Below are 21,080 nucleotides of genomic sequence, written 5' to 3'. Positions count from 1 at the left end.
ATGAAGGCTTTTGGTATCGAAGGATTAAGTATCTTACGTCAAGTTGAACTGGAAGACAATGATGAACTGATCGTACTTCAACTACCGCGATTAAAGGAAAAAATCTATTTAAGAAAAAACACTTCTGATATTGGGGTATTCCAAGAGATATTTATAGATCAAAATTATGAGGCCTTATTAGATTTAAAAGACCACAATATTGTTGTTGATGCTGGAGCAAATATTGGTCTTTTTGCTTTATACATATTGAAAGAACACCCTAATGCACAGCTTTTCTGTATTGAACCCGAGGATTCAAATTATGAAATGCTCAAAAAAAACACAGCAGGATACCCTCACATCACCATCTTAAAACGTGGTCTATGGAACTGCGAAACCTATTTAAAATTTATTGATCTAAAGGCTAGCAAATGGGCATTTCAACTTACAGAAAGTACAAATAATAATTATGACATTCATGGAATTTCAATTGCTGACATTTATCGTGATTTTAATTTAGACCATATTGATATTCTTAAAATCGACATTGAGGGAAGTGAAAAAGAGCTCTTTGAAAAGAACACCTCATGGCTATCAAAAGTAAAAAACTTAATGATAGAAACCCATGAAGACATGAGACCTGGTAGTACATCATCAGTAATGGATGCGCTATCACCCTATTACTTTGCGTATGTAAAACTTAACAATAATCTTTTTTTCACAACAGTTCTGAACCAATCATGCATTTAAACAGTGAATTATTATTCAAAAAATATGCAAAAACATATTTTAAAAATAACCTAAAAGTTTTAGAGATTGGTCCTGACATGATTCCTTCTAGCTTTTCTACTATGATTGGCAATCCTACTATCACCTGGCATACTTTAAATATAGTGGCGGGCGAGCGAACTAGCAATGCTAAGAATGAGGATTTAGACATTTTGTCGACTGATGAATATAATTATCCGATAGCAAATGATACTTATGATATTATTATTTCTTCTAATGTGCTGGAACATGTACGTAAATTTTGGACCTGGTTTGCTGAATTGAAAAGAATATTAAAACCAGGAGGGCTGATCATTACTATCTCACCAATTAGTTGGCCTTATCATGAAGCTCCGGTAGATTGTTGGAGGATTTATCCCGAAGGAATGGCTGCACTATATGAAGAATTAGGCTTGATGAATGTACTCACACTTTTCGAAAGCTTGGAGAGAGAAAGATTTACAGACCAACCTTACACACCACTTATTCCTTGGGCTTCTACGGTGAATGAAAATAAAATAAGATACATCAAATGGTACAACAGATTATTGGCATTTTTTCCATTTACTAAAGCAATAAGAGCAGGGATTACCATTTCCTATGATCAAATTTCTATTGCGACCAAATAATGTCTAGGTCCTTTGTAACCATTGTTCCGCACATCGAAAACCTTGAACTAAAAAAGGATACTGGTCAAATTCCCTATCAATTTTTTAAAATTTTGGGGTATAATTCAACATTAGTATCTTATTTCCATTCATTAGAAGGAGGTCGAAAAGCCGGCCCATGGAAAAAACCTCCAACTGAAACAAATGTTATTGAGGCTAATTATCCTTATTTAAAAACTGAAGTTCCTGGTTTAAAACTCCACTTTTTACCAAACGAAGGTAGAGGTAAATTTTTTGAACGATCTATTTATGCCTATATCAGGCAGCATGCGAAAGAAATAGAAATCCTCAACTTATTCCATTTTAGCTCTGAGAATATTTTTTATGCCATTGTATATAAATTTTTTCATCCTCATGGGAAAATTTACCTAAAACTAGATATTGATTTAGATTTCCATAAAAATCAAGCCAGCATATTCAACTCAGCTGGAATATTAGGAAAAGTAAAAAGCTGGGGCTATCAGCAAGTGCTATTACCGTTATTCTTTAGGATGGTAAAATTAATTTCTGCAGAATCTATAGATGGTTACCGCTATTTTAAAGATAGATATCGAGTGCCTGAAAAGAAGATGGCAATGATACCTAATGGTGCCGATTTGGATCGTCTTTTTGCCCTAACCAAAGGGGTGAAAAGTTTTGCGGAAAAAGAGAATATTTTACTTTCTGTTGGAAGAATTGGTAATCCACAAAAAAACAATGAGCTATTGTTAGAAGCGATTCCAAAATTGTCTGTCCCAAATTGGAAATTCTATTTCGTCGGGCCAATCGAACCTGAATTTAAAGGTTATATCAATAAATATTTCGAAAATTATCCTCATTTAAAAGATCAGGTCATATTTACTGGAAATATCTCCGATCCTGCCCAATTGTATGCCATTTACAATCGCTCAAAATTATTCTGCTTAAGTTCATTGTGGGAAGGTTTTCCATTGGCAGCAGTAGAGGCAGCTTGTTATGGAAATGTTTTAGTATTACATAATAAAATTAAAGCTTTCAGCACGTTGACCGATCATGGAAAGAATGGGGTCAGTTTTAATCAAGACAATATTACAGAAGTCTTAGCAGCTATTCTAGCGGATGATGAATTACAGCAAAAAATGTATCAAAATGTACTGATTTATGCCCACGAGCAATTTTCTTGGCACAATTCTGTAAAAAAAATAGATACAATTCTTAATTTTTGACCACCCCCACAACAATTTATTTTTCAAGTACCATTATTCCATTGAAAGATGGAGGTGGTGGCAGTGTAGTGATCTACAGGCATTTGAAGAGATTCCAACAAGAAGGGCATCATATCGTCTTTTTGAATTGTAGTCCAAATCATGGAGTAAGGACTGAATTTACCCAAATCAATATCCCAAAGAGATGGTGGCATCCGCCCTTGCGAAAATATACTCCATTGCTTTCAACATTCCGATTTTGGCTTCACTACCGTTTTTTGAAAAACAGATTAATTTTTCAAAAGGGAGATAAAATTCTGGGGATTTTAGAAGACACGGGCAGTCTTTTAGCACAAATCATAGCTTCACAAACAAAGTTGCCTTACTATCTTTTTTTCCACGATGACAATATTTTCAGCAAATATTTTGAAGGCCATCTATTCAGCTTGGGCAACCTCAAAAACATCATTCGTCACTGTAAACATTTCTTTGTTGTTTCAAAACCTATGCAAGAATTGCTGAAGCAAAATGGTGGGAAAAACGCTATTGTAATCTATCCTATTCCAGAAGGCAGCTCCAGAAAGAAAGATTTGGCTAAAGTAAATTTTAAGGGACTTCAGCTTTGCTATGCTGGAACGATACTTCCATTTCATGACCAACTGATCAAGAAAATATTTAAGGCAGCACAATCGATGAATGGGCAATTAACTTTGGTTACGAATTCAGACCTCGCCATAGCTGATCGATTTCGAGATTGTGAAGGAATAAAAATAAGGAGGCCATTGGAAAAACTTCATGACCTTTTCACCATGTTACTAGAAAAGATGGATGTATTGCTCATATTTTACTCTTTTAACTTAGCTGAGGAAATTAGGGCAACACACAGTTTTCCGAGCAAATTCGCTGAATTTTGTCATTTAGGAATGCCAATTCTGATCATTGCACCTGAGAAGAGTGCTATTGGCCTTTGGGCGAAAGAACATAAGTGGTTATGCTACGTGAATAACGATTCGGTGATTCATATTTCCGCTATGATCAAACGTTTACAAACCAAAGATTTTTGGGAAGAATGCCGCCTTCAAGCTATTCGATTGGCAGAAACTGATTTCAATCCTACCATTATCCACCAACGGTTATCCCTGATTTTAAATGAATGATTTAGTTTCAGTTATTATTCCTACATATAACGCAGAGCGATTTATCGAAGCGACCATTCAATCTGTATTGGATCAAACTCATCAGAATCTGGAAATTATTGTAGTTAACGATGGCTCTACAGATCAGACCTTGAAAGTAATTGAGGATATTCAAAACTCAAAAATCAGGGTCATCACGAAAGAAAATGCTGGAGCAAGCGCTGCTAAACAAACTGGGCTGGAAGCGGCAACTGGGGAATTTATCCAGTATTTAGATGCGGATGATCTCTTGAGCGAAGATAAAATTGCTAGTCAAGTTGAGATTTTAAAACAGCATCCAAAGGCAATCTCATTATGTTCAACAGTCCATTTCTTTGACCAAACAGATCATCAAAGCTATCCGGTGATGGAGGATTGGTACGCAAATGAACAAAATAGTTCGATTGATTTTCTAATTAAACTTTATGGAGGAGGCTATATCGGACCAATTTATGGCGGAATGATTCAACCTAATGCATTTTTAACGCCCATCGATATCATTAAAAAAGCTGGTCCATGGAATTACTCTATTTCTCCTTGTCCGGATGAAGATAGTGAATATTTTTGCAGGGTGATCTTGGCCTCAGATGAAGTGATATTTGCAAAAAAAGGAATCAATTACTATCGAAAATTCAGGCAACAAAATAGTCTAAGTGCGGTAAGAAGCTATATTGCCTGTAAAAACACGCTCCAATCTACCTTGCTCAAAACTGAATATCTGTTAGCCGCAACACCTAAACTTGAGGCAAAAATAGCCATGAGCAATCAGCTATGGGGCGATGCTTTTATCTTCTATCCAAAATATAAAGATTTATCAGCAATGGCTGCCCAAAAAGCTAAGGAGTTGTACCCTAAATTAAAGATTGAGCCTTTCAAAAGTCCTGTCAAAAAAGTGATAAGTCGGCTATTTGGATGGAAAACTGTGATGAAAGTTGATTATTTTAGATTTAAATAATGAGAAGATTAATTGAACGCTTTTTCATCAAAATATTGAAACTCCTAAAGGTAGACCTCTTGGCTCATGCTCATATTCAGTTGGGAGTTGGTCATAACACTTACTTTTCTGGAGAAGCATATATTGTCACTACAATTGTTCCCGACTTACTCCAAGATGAGCCCAAAGTAATTTTTGATGTGGGGGCAAACATCGGTGAATATGCTTCTTTCCTTCGGAAAAATTACAAGCAATCAACCATTCATTGCTTCGAGCCTATTGCTAAGACTTTTAAAACCTTGGAAGAACGCTCCAAAACGGATTATTTCATCTGTAATCATTTTGGTTTGAGCGATAAGGCGGAACGAGCGAACCTTTACATTGCCAGTAAAGATGATGATGCAAGCATGGCTACTGCCTATCCTGCTTCCATTAATGATATTTTCACTTTTGTAGGGAACACATCCGCAGGAACTGAATGCAATTTTGTTACCTTGGATGAGTATTGTGAAACCAATCACATTAACCAAATTGATTTCTTGAAAATTGATGTTGAAGGTCACGAATTAAGCGTACTAAAAGGGGCGAAAAAAATGCTCAACAAGCAGGCCATTTCAATTATCCAGTTTGAATTCAACGAATTTAACATCACCTCAAAAAGCTTCATGATTGATTTCTACAAAATTTTGCCGAATTATAAGCTCCATCGGATCATGCCCAACAATAGATTACTGCCAATGGGTGAGTATAATTCTAAACATGAAATTTTCAGGTATCAAAATATATTGGCTATAAAAAATAGCGAAATAAGCAAAGCTGCTGTCGATATATGATTTCACTTGTCATTTTTACTTGCGAAGGACGTGAGCATCTGTTAAGTCAAACCATCAACTCATTTCGCAAACATTTTAGCTATAACTGGACGAAGGTTATCCTTGCTATAGATGGACAAGTTAATCCTCAGCTGATCAACGAGATCAAACCTGACGTTATTCTTCAGCATCCTCAAAGAAGCGGATATGTAAATAGCATCTCTACTACGCTGAAAACAATCAATACCCCTTACTTTTTTTGGTTGGAGGATGATTGGACTTTTCATTCTTCGGTAGCCCTAGAAACGCTTGCCGAACAGCTTGAAAACCATCAAGATTGGGCAGAGATTGTGCTCAGCAAAACCGGACCATTAACCCAAGAGGAGAAGATTAATCCATTGATGGGGAATTTTTTTAATTCTATCTATGGGTTTTCCGCTAATCCATGCCTTTGTAATACTAAACAGTTGCAAGATGGATTTTTCGCATTGGAATTAGCGCCAAAGGGTGGACAATTAGGTCAGGATGGTTTTGAGAATTTCCTCACTAAAAAATTTTCCGATGAAAATATTAAAACTGTGGTTTTAGACCCAGTAGATCAATTCTCCATTTCACATGAAGGTTATCTGGAAACAACGCCAAGAAAATGGCACATGACCAACTCCTTAGAAGGAGCTAAGACGCAAGAACATTTGATGATTATTCCCGTTCCTCCTTTTTGGCGACGCGTGACCATGGTTTTTAAGTTGATAGGTACTTTCTTTAAACTATTCGTTGTTCAACTCTACAACAATAAGATTTACGAATTCTGCTTTAGAGTTGTAGCTTCAGCCCAATCAACACTCAAAAACAAAGATTGATGAAATCAGCTTCTGATAATCAACGCTATAACAATTTCTGTAGCATAGCAGCTACCGATGACACTGTGTTCAACACATTCAGGCAAAATGAAGTTTATCAGGAAATCCTGGAACATTTCTCTTATGAGGATGGTCTAACCTATCTCAATCAACTCAAAAAACATGCGCCATCATTATTAACGCAAATCAATGTATTCAAAACAAATGATGATTTTGGTGGCGCCGATATCCACCATTATGAAGAAATTGGGGATATTGCTCCTTCTACTCTGCATTACATCCGCCAGTTGGCTTATCTAGAAAGCAGCTTTGGAAACCTAGACGGTTTACATCTGGTAGAAATTGGCGGTGGATATGGTGGTTTGGCCAAATTGGTGATGGACGGTTTTAACATCTCTTCCTACACCATGTACGACCTGCCGGAAGTGAACTTACTCACCGCGAAATATCTTGGAAAGTTTGGAAATCAATATTTGGATAAAGTAATTTTTGGGAATTTGGATGAAGCGGAAAATCGAATCTATGATATCTGCCTGAGCAACTGCGCTTTTACGGAGTGTACACCATCCATTCAAGATCAGTACTTAGAAAAAGTAATTGGACATGCCAAGAGCGGTTTCATGATCTATAATTTCAGGATTGAATCTTATCATCCTGTTATCATTTTCAATAAAATGGAAGCCCTCGGTTTAAAGAAAATGGGTATACTTCCAATTGAAAATGCCAATGGGAATATTTTCATCCTGGCTTGGAATACGCGATTATCGCTGAATGCACTCCCTTATAAAAGAAGATTTATCCATAAACTTTCTCCAAAACTTTACCATTTCGGATTAAAAGTCTTTCAACGAATTAAAAATAGGTGATGCAAAGGCAAGTCATCACCTTAGCAACGGGGAAAAAATTATATGTCGACTTAGCTGTTCATTTAGCAAGGTCGTTTAAGAGATGGAATGATCCTGAATCGATTGCTTTCATCATTGTTACCGATCAGCCTGCATTTATTCCGGACGATATAAACGCTTGGGCAAAAACAATCATCATCGAAGAAGGGGCTTTCGGACTTGGTTTCTCCCCAAAACTTCATCTTGATCAAATTGCACCTGCCGGACAAACGCTTTTTATCGACAGCGATTGTTTGATTTTCGGAAACATTGAGCCCATTTTTGAGCAGTTTCTAGGAAAAACGGTCAGCGTACTTGGTGGATATATCAGCGATGGGGAATGGTTTGGAGATGTTAAATCGGTTCTTCAACAGTTCAATCTTGTTCAGATGTCCAAATTTAACGGCGGCATTTATTACCTAGAAAATAGCGCAACAGCAAAAGCCATTTATGAAACAGCAAGAGAGCTGGAAACGCGATACGATGAAATTGGCTTCAAAAGATTGAGAAACCGGCCAAATGATGAGGTGATCATGGCCTTGGCGATGGAGCTTCATCAAATGCAACCTTTATTCGACGATGGAACTGTAATGAGTGATCCGCAAGCTTGTCCCGGTGGCTATCAAATTGATGCGGTGAGTGGTGAAAGATGGTTGATCAATCCGCCAAAACCTCATCCCTTACATCAGGATTGGTATCCATTTGAAAAAGTTGAACCCCTCATTTTTCATTTCCTAGGCTACTACACCAAACATTACCCCTATCAAAGAGAGGTTTTCCGCTTAAAACATTTCTTAAACCAAAAGTTAAATTGGCTAACGGAATTACAAGCGAAATTTGGCATCGAATGGCCAGCAAGAATGAAGATTGCTGCGAAAAATACACTCCGCCCGATTTACAGAAAATTGTTTGGGATTAGAAAAATCGAGCAATCTGAACGTACAGTATAAATGGATATCAGCATCATCATTCCAACCTATAATCGTTTGTGGAGCTTACCTCAAGCCATAGCAAGTTGCAAAAATAATTCCTGTTCAACTGAAATCATTGTAATCGATGATGGCAGTACCGATGGCACTTGGGAATGGTTAGCGGCACAACCCGATATCAAAGCGATTAAACAAGAAAATTGGGGCAAATGCTGGGCAGTAAATCGATGTTTTGAATTGGCAAAAGGGAAATATATTCGCTTTTTGGATTCTGATGATCTACTTTCTCCAAAGGCCAATGATGAACAATTCATCTTGGCAGAAGAAACGGGAGCTGATGTGGTGGTGAGCGGTTATCGGGTAATTGATGAAAACAATGATGTGCTGAGAAGTCAGCAGTGGATAGACTGCGATGATTTTATCGCACAACAGTTGGGAGAATGCGATTCGTCACATTATTCATCTTATCTGTTTAGAAAAGATTTCATTAAGGATATTCCGCATCGCCCAGATTTTGCTTTTCGCGATGATCGTTTATTTGTACTTGAAACAGCACTGAAAAATCCAAAAGTCTCTATCCATCAAGAATATGCACTTTTACATCGTGTACATACTCAAGGAAGGTTGCAGTTTACCTCGGCGAGCAATTACGTTATTCAAAATTCCCAACATTTAAAGATTTACCAAAAAATATTGGGCCAATTAGCTAACAATAACTCCTCAAGTCAAAGGAGAAAAGATGCTGGTTTACCAGTTTTGTGGGCTTTGGCACATTGGATTGCCAAATATGATCTCAAAGAAGCTGTCTCTGTTGTCGATTGGATTTTTGAATTGAATCCGAATTTTAATCCGCCAGAAAAAGGAATGCTTGGCAAATTATACCGTACGCTTGGATTTAATCGTACAGAAAAGATATTAAGTCTTAGAAGAACTTTGCTTAGAAAATGAAAATTTTCATCTCCTTTCTTCAATCACCGATTCAGCATCCCGTTGCGCCCTATAGTTTTTGGGAATATTACATCAAAAATGGAATCGAAGAATTCGGTGCAACCTGGGTTGAATGTAAAGACATTGATTGGGCAAAAGGTTTGGTTCAGCAGAGCGATGAAGAATTTTCAGCGTGGAAAACCTCGTCTTGGGAAAAAACAGTCGCTTGCTTGAAAGAAAATCCAGTTGATCTTTTCTTAAGCTATCTTTATCCGGAACAGGTTGATACAGCTGCCATTGCCGAAATACAAAAAATGGGCATTCCATGTGTCAATTTCTTTTGCGACCATGTGAGGATGTTCAAGAAAGTACCAGAGGAATTTGCTATTTTCGACCTGAACTGGGTTCCAGAACACAAAGCCGTCAAATTTTACCAAAAAGCGAAATTACCTTTCCTGAACCTCCCCATGCCGATGTGGGTGGAACAAAAATACCGTAATATCGCCGCTGAAGAAACAGATCAGATTGTATTTATCGGTTCAAAAGATATTCAAAGACATCTATTTTTTGAACAGCTACTGCAACAGGCGCCAAGCAGCAAAATCGATATCTATGGAAGTGGTTGGATAGATAAAGCCCCAGAAAGTGCCAGTCCGGTTTTTTCTACCTTAGGAAAACTGAAGAACCAGATCAACTTTATATCGAAATATGGCATCCGTTCATTTTATCATAAACTCAAACATAAATCTTATGATCCAACGATTAGTGAACTTTTATCAGTGCTACTGAAAGGCAAACCTCGTTTTGATGATTATGTAAAAATCACTCGAGAAAGCGCCATCACCTTAGGGATCAATCGCTACCCGTGTTTCAACTTTCCAATGCATCAACCCGATACCTATTCAAGATTAAGAGATATTGAAGCACCTATGCTAGGGGCATGTTACCTCACTGAATATACAGAAGGATTGGAAGATTTATACGATTTAGATCGAGAAATACTAACTTACCAGCAAGTTGACGATTTTCTAGACAAGTGCAAAATGTTGGCTCAAGATAAACAACGCAGAACTAATCTACGTACTGCTGGACAGCAAAAAGCATTAAATCAGCTAAATATTTCTAGCACCCTTCAACAAATTATTAATGTTCTAAATGGGCAAAATAGAAAATAGAATTATCATTTATTTCCATTTAGAGAAAAGCAAAGACCGTTTTATTCCCGGCGATCGTTACCTTATTCCTTTGCTACGCAATCTTATCAAGAAGAAAAAGACCAGTGGAATTGAAAAAGTTTTTAAAAATCTCTGTAAATCCTTTGATAAGCTGAATATTAAATATGAGATAAACATCCCATTTGAGCGCTTAACAACTAAAGATCAAATCATTGTATTAGGTGGGCCCAAGGTATTGGAGCATTACCATCAATCAAATAAAATTGTTGCAGGTATTGCATTAATGACACATCCAGCTGAATGGCCAGATTTATTTGAGCAATATCCTGTAGCTACTTATCTTCAGCATTCTCCATGGACAGTATCACTTTACAATCGATGGTATGGTACAGGAAAATGTAAAACCTGGCCGAGTGGAATAGATACAGCATTTTGGAAGCCTAGTTCAGGTGCAGCTAAAAGAATGCTGATTTATGTGAAATTCCTTTGGAATAAGGCTGAAAACGAAGAAACATTACTCAAGCCTATATTAAATCAACTTGACCAAAAAGGTATTGACTATCACCTCATTCGTTATGGATATTATGATATCAAGACCTATCAAAAGCAACTATCCAACAGCTATGGCATGATTTTCCTTTGTGAGCATGAAAGTCAAGGTATAGCCTATCAGGAGGCAATGGCCATGAATGTTCCCATTTTGGCATGGGATCAGGGATTTTGGTTAGATCCTCATCGATTAGCGTGGGGCGAAACGGAAGCTGTACCTGCAAGTTCAGTCCCCTATTTTTGCGAAGATTGTGGAGAAAAATTCAAAGATTTCAATGAATTTAAAGAAAAACTACCTTTATTTATGAAGGGCGTGTCAAATGACAAATATGCCCCAAGGAATTACATTTTAAAGCATTTGAGCTTGGAAAGAAGTGCCGAACGGATCTTGGAAATTTTAAACGAGGTTTATTCATGAGAATTTTATTGATCATGGACCCTGGAATTCCCGTCCCACCGCCACTATATGGCGGGCATGAAAGACTGGTTTTTATGTTTGCCGAAGAATACCATAAACTTGGGCATGAAGTAAGCTTATTGGCTGGGCCAAATTCACACATCAGTGGAAAGGCTTACAGCTTTGGCAAAAATGATTTGAAACGGTCTAAATTTCAGCATTTTAAAGAGGTATTATCTGCTTGGAAGTTTCTTTTTGCTAAAAGAAATGAGTTTGATCTCATTCACAATTTTGGTCGCTTAATTTACCTTTTACCCATTCTAAATGCTAAAGCCCATAAAATCATGACTTATGGTAGGCCTGTTGCACAAAAAGGGATTAAATTGGCGACATCGTTGCCAAATAAAAATTTAGTATTTACTGCCTGCAGTAATTATTGCGTGAGTACAGGTAATGTAGCGGGAACCTGGAAAACTGTTTACAATGCCATTGATTTTTCCAATTATCAATTGCAAGAAAAGGCAGTTCATGATGCCCCATTAATGTTTTTAGGGAGATTAGATAAGATAAAAGGCCTTCATACAGCCATAGCTATTGCAAAAAAAACAGACCATAAACTATGGATTGGAGGAAATATCCCAACTACTCTAGATAATTATACCTACTTCAAGAATGAAATTGAACTTTTGTTTGATGGAGAGCAAATTATTTACCTAGGTGCCTTAAATGATGAGCAAAAAAATGAATATTTAGGAAAAGCAAAAGCCTTACTTTTCCCCATAGAATGGGATGAACCTTTCGGGATGGTGATGGTGGAAGCCATGGCATGTGGCACTCCTGTGATTGGTTTTAAAAGAGGCTCTGTTCCTGAAGTAATTGACGAAGGAATATCTGGTTTCATTGTAGAAAATGAAGAAGAGATGCTTAAGTCTTTGTTAAAAGTTAACGCCATAAACCGAAAACTTTGTAGAGAGACCGCTAAGCATAAATATGATACCACAGTTATCGCTAAAGAGTATTTAACGTTACTAAAAAATGATAAAAAAACTGATTATTAAGCTCATCCCCAAAAAGCTGGTTGAGATTATAAAAACTAAATTTGAAGTACCTTCCCAAAAATCTTCATTTACAAGACTGAAGAAATTGGGTTTCAATCCTAAAAAAATTATCGACATTGGTGCTTATGAGGGGCAGTGGGCTTTGGAGATTAATCAGATTTTTCCGGGTGTGCAGCTATTGATGATTGAAGGACAGCAAAATAAAAAACCTCTTTTAGATCAGGTATCAAAGCAAATCTTTGGTTCAAAAGTAAATATTGCCCTTTTGGGTGCTGAAAAAAAATATGTTGAATTTAATATTTACGAATCAGCGAGTTCCATTTTCAAAGAGGATAATGAAACCAATGCAAAAGTGGAGACTATACAACTTCAACTTCTAGATGAAATTGCTGTAGAAACAGGTTTCGAATCTGTAGACCTTATTAAACTTGATACCCAAGGGTCGGAAATTGAAATCTTAGAAGGCGGTTTGAACGTTTTAAAATCTGCTCAGGCAGTACTCATAGAAGTTTCCATGCTGGGGATCTACAAAGGTGCACCATTAGTTAGCGACGTCATTTCATTTATGAAGGATAATGGGTTTATCTTATATGATATATGCTCAATTATGCGTAGGCCTTACGATAAAGCACTGTTTCAATCAGATTTTCTATTTATTAAACAAACACATCCGTTAGTTTCATCAACACGATGGCTCTAGCTAAACTATGAAAGTTGTATTGATTACATCAGGACAACCCTCCACAAACCCTAGGCTTGTGAAAGAGGCTTTTGCCCTAATAAATGCAGGCTATGAAGTAACTTTGATTTACCAATTTCGTATAGCTTGGGCCGAACGCCTGGATTTTGAAATTTTAAACGAGACAAGATTAAAATCCATCAAGGTTGGAGGGCATCCAACTGAAAGTAGAATAACTTATCTTTCCACAACAATTAGGCATAGGCTGGCACGATGGTTAGCAAAGCTTATTGGTATTAAATTTACAGCACTTTATGCTATTGGAAGATGTACTCCTGAATTGGTTAATCAGGCTAAAAAAATAAAAGCAGATGTTTATATCGCCCATAATTTAGCCGCACTCCCAGCAGCAGCACTCGCTGCAAAGAAAAACAAAGCGAAATTGGGCTTTGATGCTGAGGACTTTCACCGCCATGAAGTATATGATGACCCTCAGCAATTTGATGTGCGTTTAAAGGCACATTTGGAAGATAGATATTTACCAATTTTAGACTACTTAAGTACTGCTAGTCCGTTAATCAGTAAAGCTTACCAGCATCTCTATCCAAACTTAAGACCACACACCATTCTTAATGTTTTTCCAAAAGAAAACATTAATGAAGAAATTATACATGATTACCCTATTAAATTGTTTTGGTTTTCTCAAGTCATTGGTAGAGATAGGGGCTTGGAAGCTGTTATCAAAGCTATTGGTAATTGTAAGCAAAAGTTTGAATTACATTTATTGGGTGAGCTTAAGGATGGAGTTAAAGATTATTTTAATCAAATTGCGTTAGAAAATGAGGTGTTTCATCCAATATGCTATTATCATCCTATTTCTCCGGACCAAATTATTTCATTTGCCCAAAAGTTTGACATCGGCTTAGCAACAGAAATTGGAATTCCGAAAAATCGAGATATCTGTTTAACCAATAAAATCTTTACTTATATCCAGTCTGGATTAGCAATTATTGCATCAGACACCACTGCTCAAAAACTATTAATTGAAGATTACCCTAACATGGGAATAATCTATAAGAAAAACGACCCTGAGTCTTTGACCCATGCCTTAAAAATGTATTTAGAAGATAAATATTTATTATTTGCTCATCAAAAACAAGCTTTTAAGTATGCAGGTGAAACTTTAAACTGGGATATTGAAAAGGAAAAATTTCTATCTAATGTAAAATATACAATCGAAAATTGAAATTTAGTTGAAACGCGTTCTCATCATATCTCCTTATTTTCCTCCTGCCAATACAGCGGATATGCAACGCATTAGAATGAGTTTGCCATACTTTGAAAACTTTGGATGGGATGCAGAAGTTGTAACTGTTGAAGATGAATATATTGATACAGTAAAAGACCCACTTTTATTACAATCTATACCAGATAAGATAAAAATTCATCACGTAAAAGCGCTATCAAAAAAATGGACAAGTAAGCTTGGACTTGGGAGTTTAGCTTTACGCTCTTTATGGTTTTACCGAAATAAGGTAAATGAGTTACTAAAAAAGGAAACATTCGATTTAATATATTTTTCGACTACTGCTTTTCCAATTTGTATTTTGGGCGCTTATTGGAAAAAAAAACATGGTATACCTTATGTTATCGATATGCAAGATCCTTGGCATACTGATTACTATCAAAGTAAAACAAAAAAAGAAAGACCTAAAAAGTATTGGTTCTCCTACCGTTTGAATAAATATTTAGAACCAATTGCCATGAGAAGTGTTGATGGCTTAATCAGTGTTTCAGCAGGTTATATTGATACTTTAAAAATTCGTTATGCATATTTAAAAGATAAACCAAGTGCTGTGATTACTTTTGGCGCTTTTGATTTGGATTTTAAAATTGCAACAATCAATGGTTCAAACCTAAAAATTCGATTTGACAGCAGTCACATTAATTTGGTTTATGTAGGCAGAGGTGGCTATGATCTGCATCCAGCGCTGAATACACTTTTTACATTATTCAAAAAAGGACTAGAATTAAACCCCACTGTGTTCAAGAAAATTAGAATGCATTTTATAGGTACAAGTTACGCACCACAAGGAAAGGGTGAGCACACAATTTTACCTATGGCCCAACGCTTTAACATCTTACCTTTTGTGCATGAGCAAACGGATAGAATTGGTTTTTACGATAGCATAAATTGCTTGCAACAAGCTGACGGTTTGCTTATCATTGGATCGAATCAAGCTGCATATACAGCTTCAAAACTTTATCCGTATATCTTAGCTAAAAAACCGCTGCTTGCTGTTTTGCACCAAGCAAGCAGTGCTACACAAATCATCAACGATTGTAATGCTGGATATCATTTGGATATTGATGCAATTGAAAATTCTGCCTTTGATCAACTAAATGAATATCTACAAAATGTTGTGCAAAAATTAATCCCTCAAACAAATTGGAAAGCATTTCAACCCTATACAGCATCTGCAATGACAAAAGAGCAAGTAAACCTATTCAATAAAGTTATTTAAATGCAATCCATTTATAAATTTATTTTAAAAAGACCTTTTTTTAGAGGGCAGGATAGAATATTTAATTATCTTTTTACTAAGCATAAATTAAAAAAAGCAGTCCAAATTGCCGAACCATTGGAAGGTAATTTCAAAATCTATTGCGATACTTCAACATGGATTGGAGGAAAAATTGCTTATACAGGAGATTACGAACCAGAACTTAAAAAAGTTTTTAAATCTATTATTAAACCAGGCGATCATATTTTAGACATCGGAGCAAATATTGGATTTCATACCATATATTTTGCTCAGCTTACAGGAAATACGGGTACAGTGACTGCCTTTGAGCCTGTTCCACATAACTATATTGCCCTCAAGAAAAATATTGAGTTAAATAATTTTACGAATATTAACCCCCAAAATATTGCTTTAAGCAATAAAAATGAGCAAATTAACATCCAAGCAGATTTAAGGAGTACCAATCCTGGTGCTTACAATCTATTCGACCAAAATGGCGATGTTTCTATAAAGTGTTTTGTAGGTGATGAAGTTATTGGGGATCGAAAAGTCGACTTCATAAAAATTGATGTTGAAGGGTATGAAAGTTTTGTTTTAGATGGATTGATAGAAACAATAAAGAAAAATAAGCCAAAAATCATTTTCGAGTACGATAAACATTACCATATAAAAACTGGTCGGGCAGAAGATTATATACTTACCTTACTGGCTTCATTAAATTATGGCTTTGAATATATCCATAGAAATGGGTTGAAGAAAATTATCAGCTTTGAAAATTTAGTTTCGGGTAATATTATAGCTATGCCTAATGATTAAAAAACTCGCTATAATTACTACCCACCCTATCCAATATTATGCGCCAGTTTTTAGGCTTTTAAGCAACAAAGTCGAACTTAAAGTATTTTACACGTGGGGAGAAAGTTCACTAAATAAATTTGACAAGGGATTTGGAAGGCAAGTTGAATGGGATTTACCACTTTTAGATGGATATGATTCTGCGTTTCTAGAAAACATAGCTAAAGATCAAGGCACACATCATTTCAATGGTATTGTGAATCCCAATCTCATCGACACGATACAAAGCTTTAAACCCGATGCCATTTTAGTTTATGGATGGGCATGGCGCAGCCATTTAAAAGCAATTCGATATTTTAAAGGGAAAATCCCAGTTTATTTTAGGGGCGATTCTACCCTACTCAATCATCAATTTGGTTTAAAATCTATTGTGAAAAATATTTTTCTTAAATGGGTTTACCGTCATATCTACGTAGCTTTTTATGTAGGTAAACAAAACAAGGCTTATTTCAAAAAGTATGATGTAGATGAAAAACAACTGGTTTTTGCACCGCATGCGATAGATAATGAACGGTTTGCAGAAGATAGACATATAGAAGCAAGTTCTTTAAGAACTAAGTTCGGCATAGATTCTAGTGAAATATTAATTCTTTTTGCAGGTAAGTTTGATCTTGTTAAAAATCCTTTCATTTTATTAGATGCTTTTATTAATCTTGACTTGAAAAATACACATTTACTTTTTATTGGAAATGGAGTGTTAGAGGGGAGTTTGAAAAGGAAAGTTGAGGGATTAGGAACGAAGAGATCCTTCGACTACGCTCAGGATGACAGTATAAAAAAGAGAATTCATTTTATTGATTTTCAGAATCAAACAGCAATGCCAGTTGTGTATCAGGCCTGTGATTTATTTTGTTTGCCATCTTTGAGCGAAACATGGGGATTGGCTGTTAATGAAGCCATGGCTGCCGGAAAAGCAATATTGATCTCTAATAAAGTTGGTTGTGCTGCGGATCTGGTTAAATCTACAATTAATGGAGAAATATTTAAATCGGGAGATTTGGGCGATCTCAAACAAAAACTTAGTGCATTAACTGAAAATAAAGATAAATTAGCACAAATGGGAAGCCTATCAAGACAAATTATCAAAGATTGGTCGTTTGAAAAACAAGTGAAGGCCATTGTAGGTACAATTCATAATAACGATGCAAAATAATAACCCAACCAAACTTATTTTAACGCTATACTTTCCTGTTTTGGTTTGCTATTTATTAATCAATAGTCCAATCATTTCCTATTTTGTGGCATGGTTTGGTTCGCTTTTTATCTTTTATACCACTATTTTGTCACCCGCCGCAATTATTAATAGAGATTTGCCTATTAATAAACAGATTATGCGGCCCTTATTCCTCACCCAACTCATTTTTGCCGGATTTATGTGTACCACTTCCATATTTTATTTTATGGATCATTTAGGCTACCGATATTTAACTGAAGTTAATTATGGCAAACAGTTTAAAGAAAGTGAACAAACTGCACTGATTGCCAGTTGCCAGCGCATGAGTTTACTGGCACACGCTACATTGGTTACTGGTATGCTTTTGGTTCAAAAAAATCTTATTAAAATTAAGAGTATAAAAGCCTTTGATGACAATGATGATTTTTTAATCTGGCTCAGTATTATTGTATTTGGAATAGGATCGTTAGCTCAAAATTTTTCAGGACTTAGCCAAATTGCACTCCCACTTACACTGGTTGGAATATCTTGTGCAGCTGTATTATTTGTTAAAGGATTTAATACCAAAAACATCAAATACCTTGGAATAGGTGCTACTATTTTCACCCTGAATTTCATACATGCATCTCTCTCAGGCTACAAAGAGCCAATTATTATCAATATCATTATTATTGCGTGCGTATTTTTCCCTTATTACAAAAGGCCTATACTTTATCTGACCCTCCCTGTTGCTTACATATTATTATACTTCTTACCCACTTATAACAATACTGTAAGGCAAAGCTGGGGGGGAGAAGTAAGTGCAGAGGAAGCGCAAAGCCAGGCTTTTGAAAATCTGGACTTAAAGAATGAAGTACAAATTGAAGATACGAACTGGGGCTTTCTAACCAGAAGACTAAGTGAAATGGAGATGTTTACCCAATTTGTGGAATATGTACCTGACCACCACCCTTATTATGATTGGGAAATAGTAGAAAACTCTTTGGAAGGACTTATACCCAGAATTTTCTGGTCGGGTAAACCCAGTATGGAAATGGTTTCGATGCAAAGGGTTTACGATGCGGGTGTAGCGCACCAAATGTCAACAGTTTCGGCAAAAACCCGTCCTGTAGTTGACGCTTATTTAAGCTTCGGTATTCCTGGGGTTTTCTTTTTCATGTTATTGTATGGGATGTTGATTCAACATTTTTCTGATTTAGCTGAAAGTTTATTTGGAGGTTACGAGCTAGGCTGTGTAATTATGTTCAATAGTATTTTTCAAGGTCTTTGGCGGGGAAATAACTTCGAATTTATGTTCAATAATATTTTTTGGGGTTATGTAATTATGTGGTTCCTGTTTTATCTGCTCAGAACCATAAAGGTACTAAAACCAACATTTGATTAACATTATCTAACCTTTGAAAATCATTCATATTACCGCATCTTACAAACCTGCCTATATTTATGGTGGGCCTATACAAAGTGTAGGGAAGTTGTGCGAAATCCTGTCAGTTGATAAGCGGTTGGCGGTTGACGGTAATGCCACTGTACATGAACTGGAGGTATTGACTACTACAGCAAATGGCAAAAATGAGTTAGATGTTATAACTGGTGTACCTATTTTAGTTGATGGCGTGCCTATTACTTATTTTAAACGATTGACAAAAGATCATAGTCATTTTTCGCCTGGGCTGTTGTTGAATTTACGGAAAGAGATCCTTCATTGCATTCAGGATGACAAGAAAAGTGATAAGGATGACAAACTAAACACAGCTAATCAAAACCTAAAAGGACCACCCCGTCTTACAGACTCCCCTCCTTCGGAGGGGAGTGTTGTACACATTCATGCCTGGTGGAATTTAGTTTCGGTATTAAGCTGTTTGGTTGCCAAATGGTATAAAATACCCGTTGTTTTGTCTCCACGGGGAATGCTCACCTCCTATTCCTTTGGTAACCGGAATTCTTTTTCAAAGAGGATCATCCATAAATTAATGGGTGAAACTTTATTAAAATATTGCCATATCCACGCCACCAGCGAACAGGAAAAGAGAGATATTTTAAGGATAGTGCAACCTAAAAGTATTAGGGTAATCCCCAATCTGGTTAGTTTAGGCGCTGGAGCAATAGCTAGTGAGTATCGCAAATCAGTCGTGAAAGACGAGAAATCACCTGCTTTTAAGATGATATTTCTTTCCCGCGTTGAAGAGAAGAAAGGACTTGAATTACTTTTTGAAGCTTTGGCACTTGTCGATATCCCCTGGCAGTTAACCATCGGCGGTACAGGTAAGGAAGAATATGTACAAAGTTTAAAATATAAAGCTGAGCATTTAGCACTAAACAATCGAATGAATTGGCTTGGACAGGTAAGTAATGAGCATAAGTTTAACTTAATGGCCGGGCATGATCTAACTGTGCTTACCTCTTACAACGAAAATTTTGCCAACGTAGTGGTAGAAAGTTTAAGTGTGGGCACCCCTGTATTGATCAGCAAATTTGTTGGTCTTGCCGATTATGTGGCCGATAAGAACCTCGGATGGGTTACTGGACTACACATTGAAGAGATCAAAACTGGAATAATTCAGGCTTATCAGGATATGGAAAAAAGAAAAGAAATCAGAACTACTGCTCCATTGCAAATCAATGCTGATTTTAACGATGATACATTGGTTAAACAATATATTGAACTTTACAAAGAAATTCTAGCTAGCCCATCAGCAATTTAATCCTTGTATGAATCGAAATTTTAGCTTTATCATTTTAACCTTTAATGAGCAGCTCCATCTGCCCAGGTTATTGGAATCGATCAAAGCCCTAAATGCAAAAATGTTCATTTTGGATAGCGGAAGTACCGACGAAACCTTGAAAATTGCCGAACACTATGGTGCTGAGGTAAAACAAAACCCTTTTATAAACCACCCGAAACAATGGGATTTCGCTTTAAAAAACTTTAAAGTAGAAACACCCTGGACAATCGGCCTCGATGCGGATCAAACCGTTACACCGGAGCTGTTTGAAATGCTGGCTAACTTTAAAGAGGAAAACCATCTCGGTATTAACGGTATTTACTTTAACCGCAAAAACTTCTTTCAGGGAAGCTGGATTAGGTTTGGTACCTTCTACCCTTTTTACCTTTTAAAAATGTTCAGGACAGGGATCGGGTTTTCTGATCTCAACGAGAACATGGACCACCGTTTTATTGTAGCGGGCAAAACTGAAATCTGGAAGAAAGGTTGGATTTTGGAAGAAAACCTAAAAGAAAATGATATTGCTTTTTGGAAAGCCAAACATGAACGTTATAGTGATCTGGTTGCACAGGAAGAGGTAGAAAGGATGTTAAAGCTACGGTTCCAAAGTTTAAAGCCTAACTTACTGGGCAGTCCTGATGAAAAGCGGGCATGGTTAAAACAATTGTGGTGGAAACTTCCACTAGGGTTTCGCCCCTATCTTTACTTTGGCTATCGGATGTTTTTTAAACTGGGCATATTTGACGGAAGCACGGGTATTAAGTTCCATTATCTTCAAGGCTTCTGGTTCAGAAAGCTGGTAGATAAAAAAATTAAAGTAATTCAAAAAAACAGAAGTTAAATTTA

The 21,080-nt window shown here is 36.4% G+C and carries 21 protein-coding genes; all 21 read left to right on the top strand.

The window, feature by feature from the left end; translation table 11 throughout:
- Genes AC1DNH_RS13875 through AC1DNH_RS13775 form a run of 21 tightly spaced genes read left to right on the top strand, consistent with a single transcriptional unit; the run spans position 1 to position 21,075 of the window.
- The gene (locus AC1DNH_RS13875) at positions 1-729 is read left to right on the top strand and encodes an FkbM family methyltransferase (RefSeq protein WP_477608869.1); all 729 of its coding nucleotides are present in this window, start codon (positions 1-3) and stop codon (positions 727-729) included.
- Positions 720-1,376: a class I SAM-dependent methyltransferase gene (locus AC1DNH_RS13870; protein ID WP_477585256.1), complete on the top strand. Its 657-nt coding sequence runs from the start codon at positions 720-722 to the stop codon at positions 1,374-1,376. Before AC1DNH_RS13875 ends, AC1DNH_RS13870 begins: the two co-directional genes overlap by 10 nt.
- Positions 1,376-2,599 carry a glycosyltransferase family 4 protein gene (locus tag AC1DNH_RS13865; protein ID WP_477608867.1) on the top strand — a complete coding sequence of 408 codons (1,224 nt, stop codon included), beginning with the start codon at positions 1,376-1,378 and terminating at the stop codon, positions 2,597-2,599. The genes AC1DNH_RS13870 and AC1DNH_RS13865 overlap by 1 nt, the downstream gene beginning before the upstream one ends.
- Entirely contained in the window at positions 2,596-3,735 is a 1,140-nt protein-coding gene (locus AC1DNH_RS13860; RefSeq protein WP_477582690.1) for a glycosyltransferase, read from the top strand. The genes AC1DNH_RS13865 and AC1DNH_RS13860 overlap by 4 nt, the downstream gene beginning before the upstream one ends.
- Positions 3,728-4,708, top strand: a complete 981-nt coding sequence (locus tag AC1DNH_RS13855; protein ID WP_477582692.1) for a glycosyltransferase family 2 protein — start codon at positions 3,728-3,730, stop codon at positions 4,706-4,708. Before AC1DNH_RS13860 ends, AC1DNH_RS13855 begins: the two co-directional genes overlap by 8 nt.
- Positions 4,708-5,520, top strand: a complete 813-nt coding sequence (locus AC1DNH_RS13850; protein WP_477582694.1) for an FkbM family methyltransferase — start codon at positions 4,708-4,710, stop codon at positions 5,518-5,520. Before AC1DNH_RS13855 ends, AC1DNH_RS13850 begins: the two co-directional genes overlap by 1 nt.
- The gene (locus AC1DNH_RS13845; protein ID WP_477582696.1) at positions 5,517-6,359 is read left to right on the top strand and encodes a glycosyltransferase; all 843 of its coding nucleotides are present in this window, start codon (positions 5,517-5,519) and stop codon (positions 6,357-6,359) included. The genes AC1DNH_RS13850 and AC1DNH_RS13845 overlap by 4 nt, the downstream gene beginning before the upstream one ends.
- On the top strand, positions 6,359-7,225 hold the full coding sequence (locus AC1DNH_RS13840; protein WP_477582697.1) for a putative sugar O-methyltransferase: 867 nt from the start codon (positions 6,359-6,361) through the stop codon (positions 7,223-7,225). The genes AC1DNH_RS13845 and AC1DNH_RS13840 overlap by 1 nt, the downstream gene beginning before the upstream one ends.
- Positions 7,225-8,193, top strand: coding sequence for a hypothetical protein (locus tag AC1DNH_RS13835; RefSeq protein WP_477625443.1), 969 nt, complete (start codon positions 7,225-7,227; stop codon positions 8,191-8,193). Before AC1DNH_RS13840 ends, AC1DNH_RS13835 begins: the two co-directional genes overlap by 1 nt.
- The gene (locus tag AC1DNH_RS13830; RefSeq protein ID WP_477625442.1) at positions 8,194-9,120 is read left to right on the top strand and encodes a glycosyltransferase family 2 protein; all 927 of its coding nucleotides are present in this window, start codon (positions 8,194-8,196) and stop codon (positions 9,118-9,120) included. It abuts the gene before it with no gap.
- Complete coding sequence (locus AC1DNH_RS13825) at positions 9,117-10,274, top strand: glycosyltransferase family protein (protein ID WP_477610907.1); 1,158 nt, start codon at positions 9,117-9,119, stop codon at positions 10,272-10,274. The genes AC1DNH_RS13830 and AC1DNH_RS13825 overlap by 4 nt, the downstream gene beginning before the upstream one ends.
- Positions 10,255-11,241 carry a glycosyltransferase gene (locus AC1DNH_RS13820; RefSeq protein ID WP_477625441.1) on the top strand — a complete coding sequence of 329 codons (987 nt, stop codon included), beginning with the start codon at positions 10,255-10,257 and terminating at the stop codon, positions 11,239-11,241. Before AC1DNH_RS13825 ends, AC1DNH_RS13820 begins: the two co-directional genes overlap by 20 nt.
- Positions 11,238-12,278, top strand: coding sequence for a glycosyltransferase (locus AC1DNH_RS13815; RefSeq protein WP_477584850.1), 1,041 nt, complete (start codon positions 11,238-11,240; stop codon positions 12,276-12,278). Before AC1DNH_RS13820 ends, AC1DNH_RS13815 begins: the two co-directional genes overlap by 4 nt.
- Entirely contained in the window at positions 12,256-12,978 is a 723-nt protein-coding gene (locus tag AC1DNH_RS13810) for an FkbM family methyltransferase (protein ID WP_477584849.1), read from the top strand. Before AC1DNH_RS13815 ends, AC1DNH_RS13810 begins: the two co-directional genes overlap by 23 nt.
- Before the next feature lie 7 nt (positions 12,979-12,985).
- A complete protein-coding gene (locus tag AC1DNH_RS13805) occupies positions 12,986-14,203 on the top strand; it encodes a glycosyltransferase family protein (protein WP_477625440.1) in 1,218 nt (405 codons plus the stop codon).
- A gap of 7 nt (positions 14,204-14,210) precedes the next feature.
- Complete coding sequence (locus AC1DNH_RS13800; protein ID WP_477584777.1) at positions 14,211-15,482, top strand: glycosyltransferase; 1,272 nt, start codon at positions 14,211-14,213, stop codon at positions 15,480-15,482.
- Positions 15,483-16,298: an FkbM family methyltransferase gene (locus AC1DNH_RS13795; protein ID WP_477584776.1), complete on the top strand. Its 816-nt coding sequence runs from the start codon at positions 15,483-15,485 to the stop codon at positions 16,296-16,298.
- The gene (locus tag AC1DNH_RS13790) at positions 16,291-17,490 is read left to right on the top strand and encodes a glycosyltransferase family 4 protein (RefSeq protein ID WP_477584775.1); all 1,200 of its coding nucleotides are present in this window, start codon (positions 16,291-16,293) and stop codon (positions 17,488-17,490) included. Before AC1DNH_RS13795 ends, AC1DNH_RS13790 begins: the two co-directional genes overlap by 8 nt.
- Complete coding sequence (locus tag AC1DNH_RS13785; RefSeq protein WP_477625439.1) at positions 17,480-18,895, top strand: exosortase Y-associated Wzy-like protein; 1,416 nt, start codon at positions 17,480-17,482, stop codon at positions 18,893-18,895. The genes AC1DNH_RS13790 and AC1DNH_RS13785 overlap by 11 nt, the downstream gene beginning before the upstream one ends.
- A 13-nt stretch (positions 18,896-18,908) precedes the next feature.
- The gene (locus AC1DNH_RS13780; protein ID WP_477585090.1) at positions 18,909-20,213 is read left to right on the top strand and encodes an XrtY-associated glycosyltransferase XYAG1; all 1,305 of its coding nucleotides are present in this window, start codon (positions 18,909-18,911) and stop codon (positions 20,211-20,213) included.
- A gap of 7 nt (positions 20,214-20,220) precedes the next feature.
- Positions 20,221-21,075, top strand: coding sequence for a glycosyltransferase family 2 protein (locus AC1DNH_RS13775; protein WP_477608132.1), 855 nt, complete (start codon positions 20,221-20,223; stop codon positions 21,073-21,075).
- Positions 21,076-21,080 lie beyond the last annotated feature (5 nt).

Source organism: Pedobacter sp. 01N310 (assembly GCF_056399805.1).
Note: the sequence above shows the minus strand (reverse complement) of the source record. Positions and strands in the feature narration are given on the sequence as shown.

What these genes read in the sequence shown, in the direction of transcription:
- AC1DNH_RS13855 (WP_477582692.1), top strand. Translation starts at nt 3,728, where the DNA reads ATGAATGATTTAGTTTCAGTTATTATTCCTACATATAACGCAGAGCGA.
- AC1DNH_RS13785 (WP_477625439.1), top strand. Translation starts at nt 17,480, where the DNA reads ATGCAAAATAATAACCCAACCAAACTTATTTTAACGCTATACTTTCCT.
- AC1DNH_RS13815 (WP_477584850.1), top strand. Translation starts at nt 11,238, where the DNA reads ATGAGAATTTTATTGATCATGGACCCTGGAATTCCCGTCCCACCGCCA.
- AC1DNH_RS13795 (WP_477584776.1), top strand. Translation starts at nt 15,483, where the DNA reads ATGCAATCCATTTATAAATTTATTTTAAAAAGACCTTTTTTTAGAGGG.
- AC1DNH_RS13830 (WP_477625442.1), top strand. Translation starts at nt 8,194, where the DNA reads ATGGATATCAGCATCATCATTCCAACCTATAATCGTTTGTGGAGCTTA.
- AC1DNH_RS13850 (WP_477582694.1), top strand. Translation starts at nt 4,708, where the DNA reads ATGAGAAGATTAATTGAACGCTTTTTCATCAAAATATTGAAACTCCTA.
- AC1DNH_RS13865 (WP_477608867.1), top strand. Translation starts at nt 1,376, where the DNA reads ATGTCTAGGTCCTTTGTAACCATTGTTCCGCACATCGAAAACCTTGAA.
- AC1DNH_RS13835 (WP_477625443.1), top strand. Translation starts at nt 7,225, where the DNA reads ATGCAAAGGCAAGTCATCACCTTAGCAACGGGGAAAAAATTATATGTC.
- AC1DNH_RS13820 (WP_477625441.1), top strand. Translation starts at nt 10,255, where the DNA reads ATGGGCAAAATAGAAAATAGAATTATCATTTATTTCCATTTAGAGAAA.
- AC1DNH_RS13805 (WP_477625440.1), top strand. Translation starts at nt 12,986, where the DNA reads ATGAAAGTTGTATTGATTACATCAGGACAACCCTCCACAAACCCTAGG.
- AC1DNH_RS13875 (WP_477608869.1), top strand. Translation starts at nt 1, where the DNA reads ATGAAGGCTTTTGGTATCGAAGGATTAAGTATCTTACGTCAAGTTGAA.
- AC1DNH_RS13790 (WP_477584775.1), top strand. Translation starts at nt 16,291, where the DNA reads ATGATTAAAAAACTCGCTATAATTACTACCCACCCTATCCAATATTAT.
- AC1DNH_RS13840 (WP_477582697.1), top strand. Translation starts at nt 6,359, where the DNA reads ATGAAATCAGCTTCTGATAATCAACGCTATAACAATTTCTGTAGCATA.
- AC1DNH_RS13825 (WP_477610907.1), top strand. Translation starts at nt 9,117, where the DNA reads ATGAAAATTTTCATCTCCTTTCTTCAATCACCGATTCAGCATCCCGTT.
- AC1DNH_RS13870 (WP_477585256.1), top strand. Translation starts at nt 720, where the DNA reads ATGCATTTAAACAGTGAATTATTATTCAAAAAATATGCAAAAACATAT.
- AC1DNH_RS13775 (WP_477608132.1), top strand. Translation starts at nt 20,221, where the DNA reads ATGAATCGAAATTTTAGCTTTATCATTTTAACCTTTAATGAGCAGCTC.
- AC1DNH_RS13810 (WP_477584849.1), top strand. Translation starts at nt 12,256, where the DNA reads ATGATAAAAAAACTGATTATTAAGCTCATCCCCAAAAAGCTGGTTGAG.
- AC1DNH_RS13845 (WP_477582696.1), top strand. Translation starts at nt 5,517, where the DNA reads ATGATTTCACTTGTCATTTTTACTTGCGAAGGACGTGAGCATCTGTTA.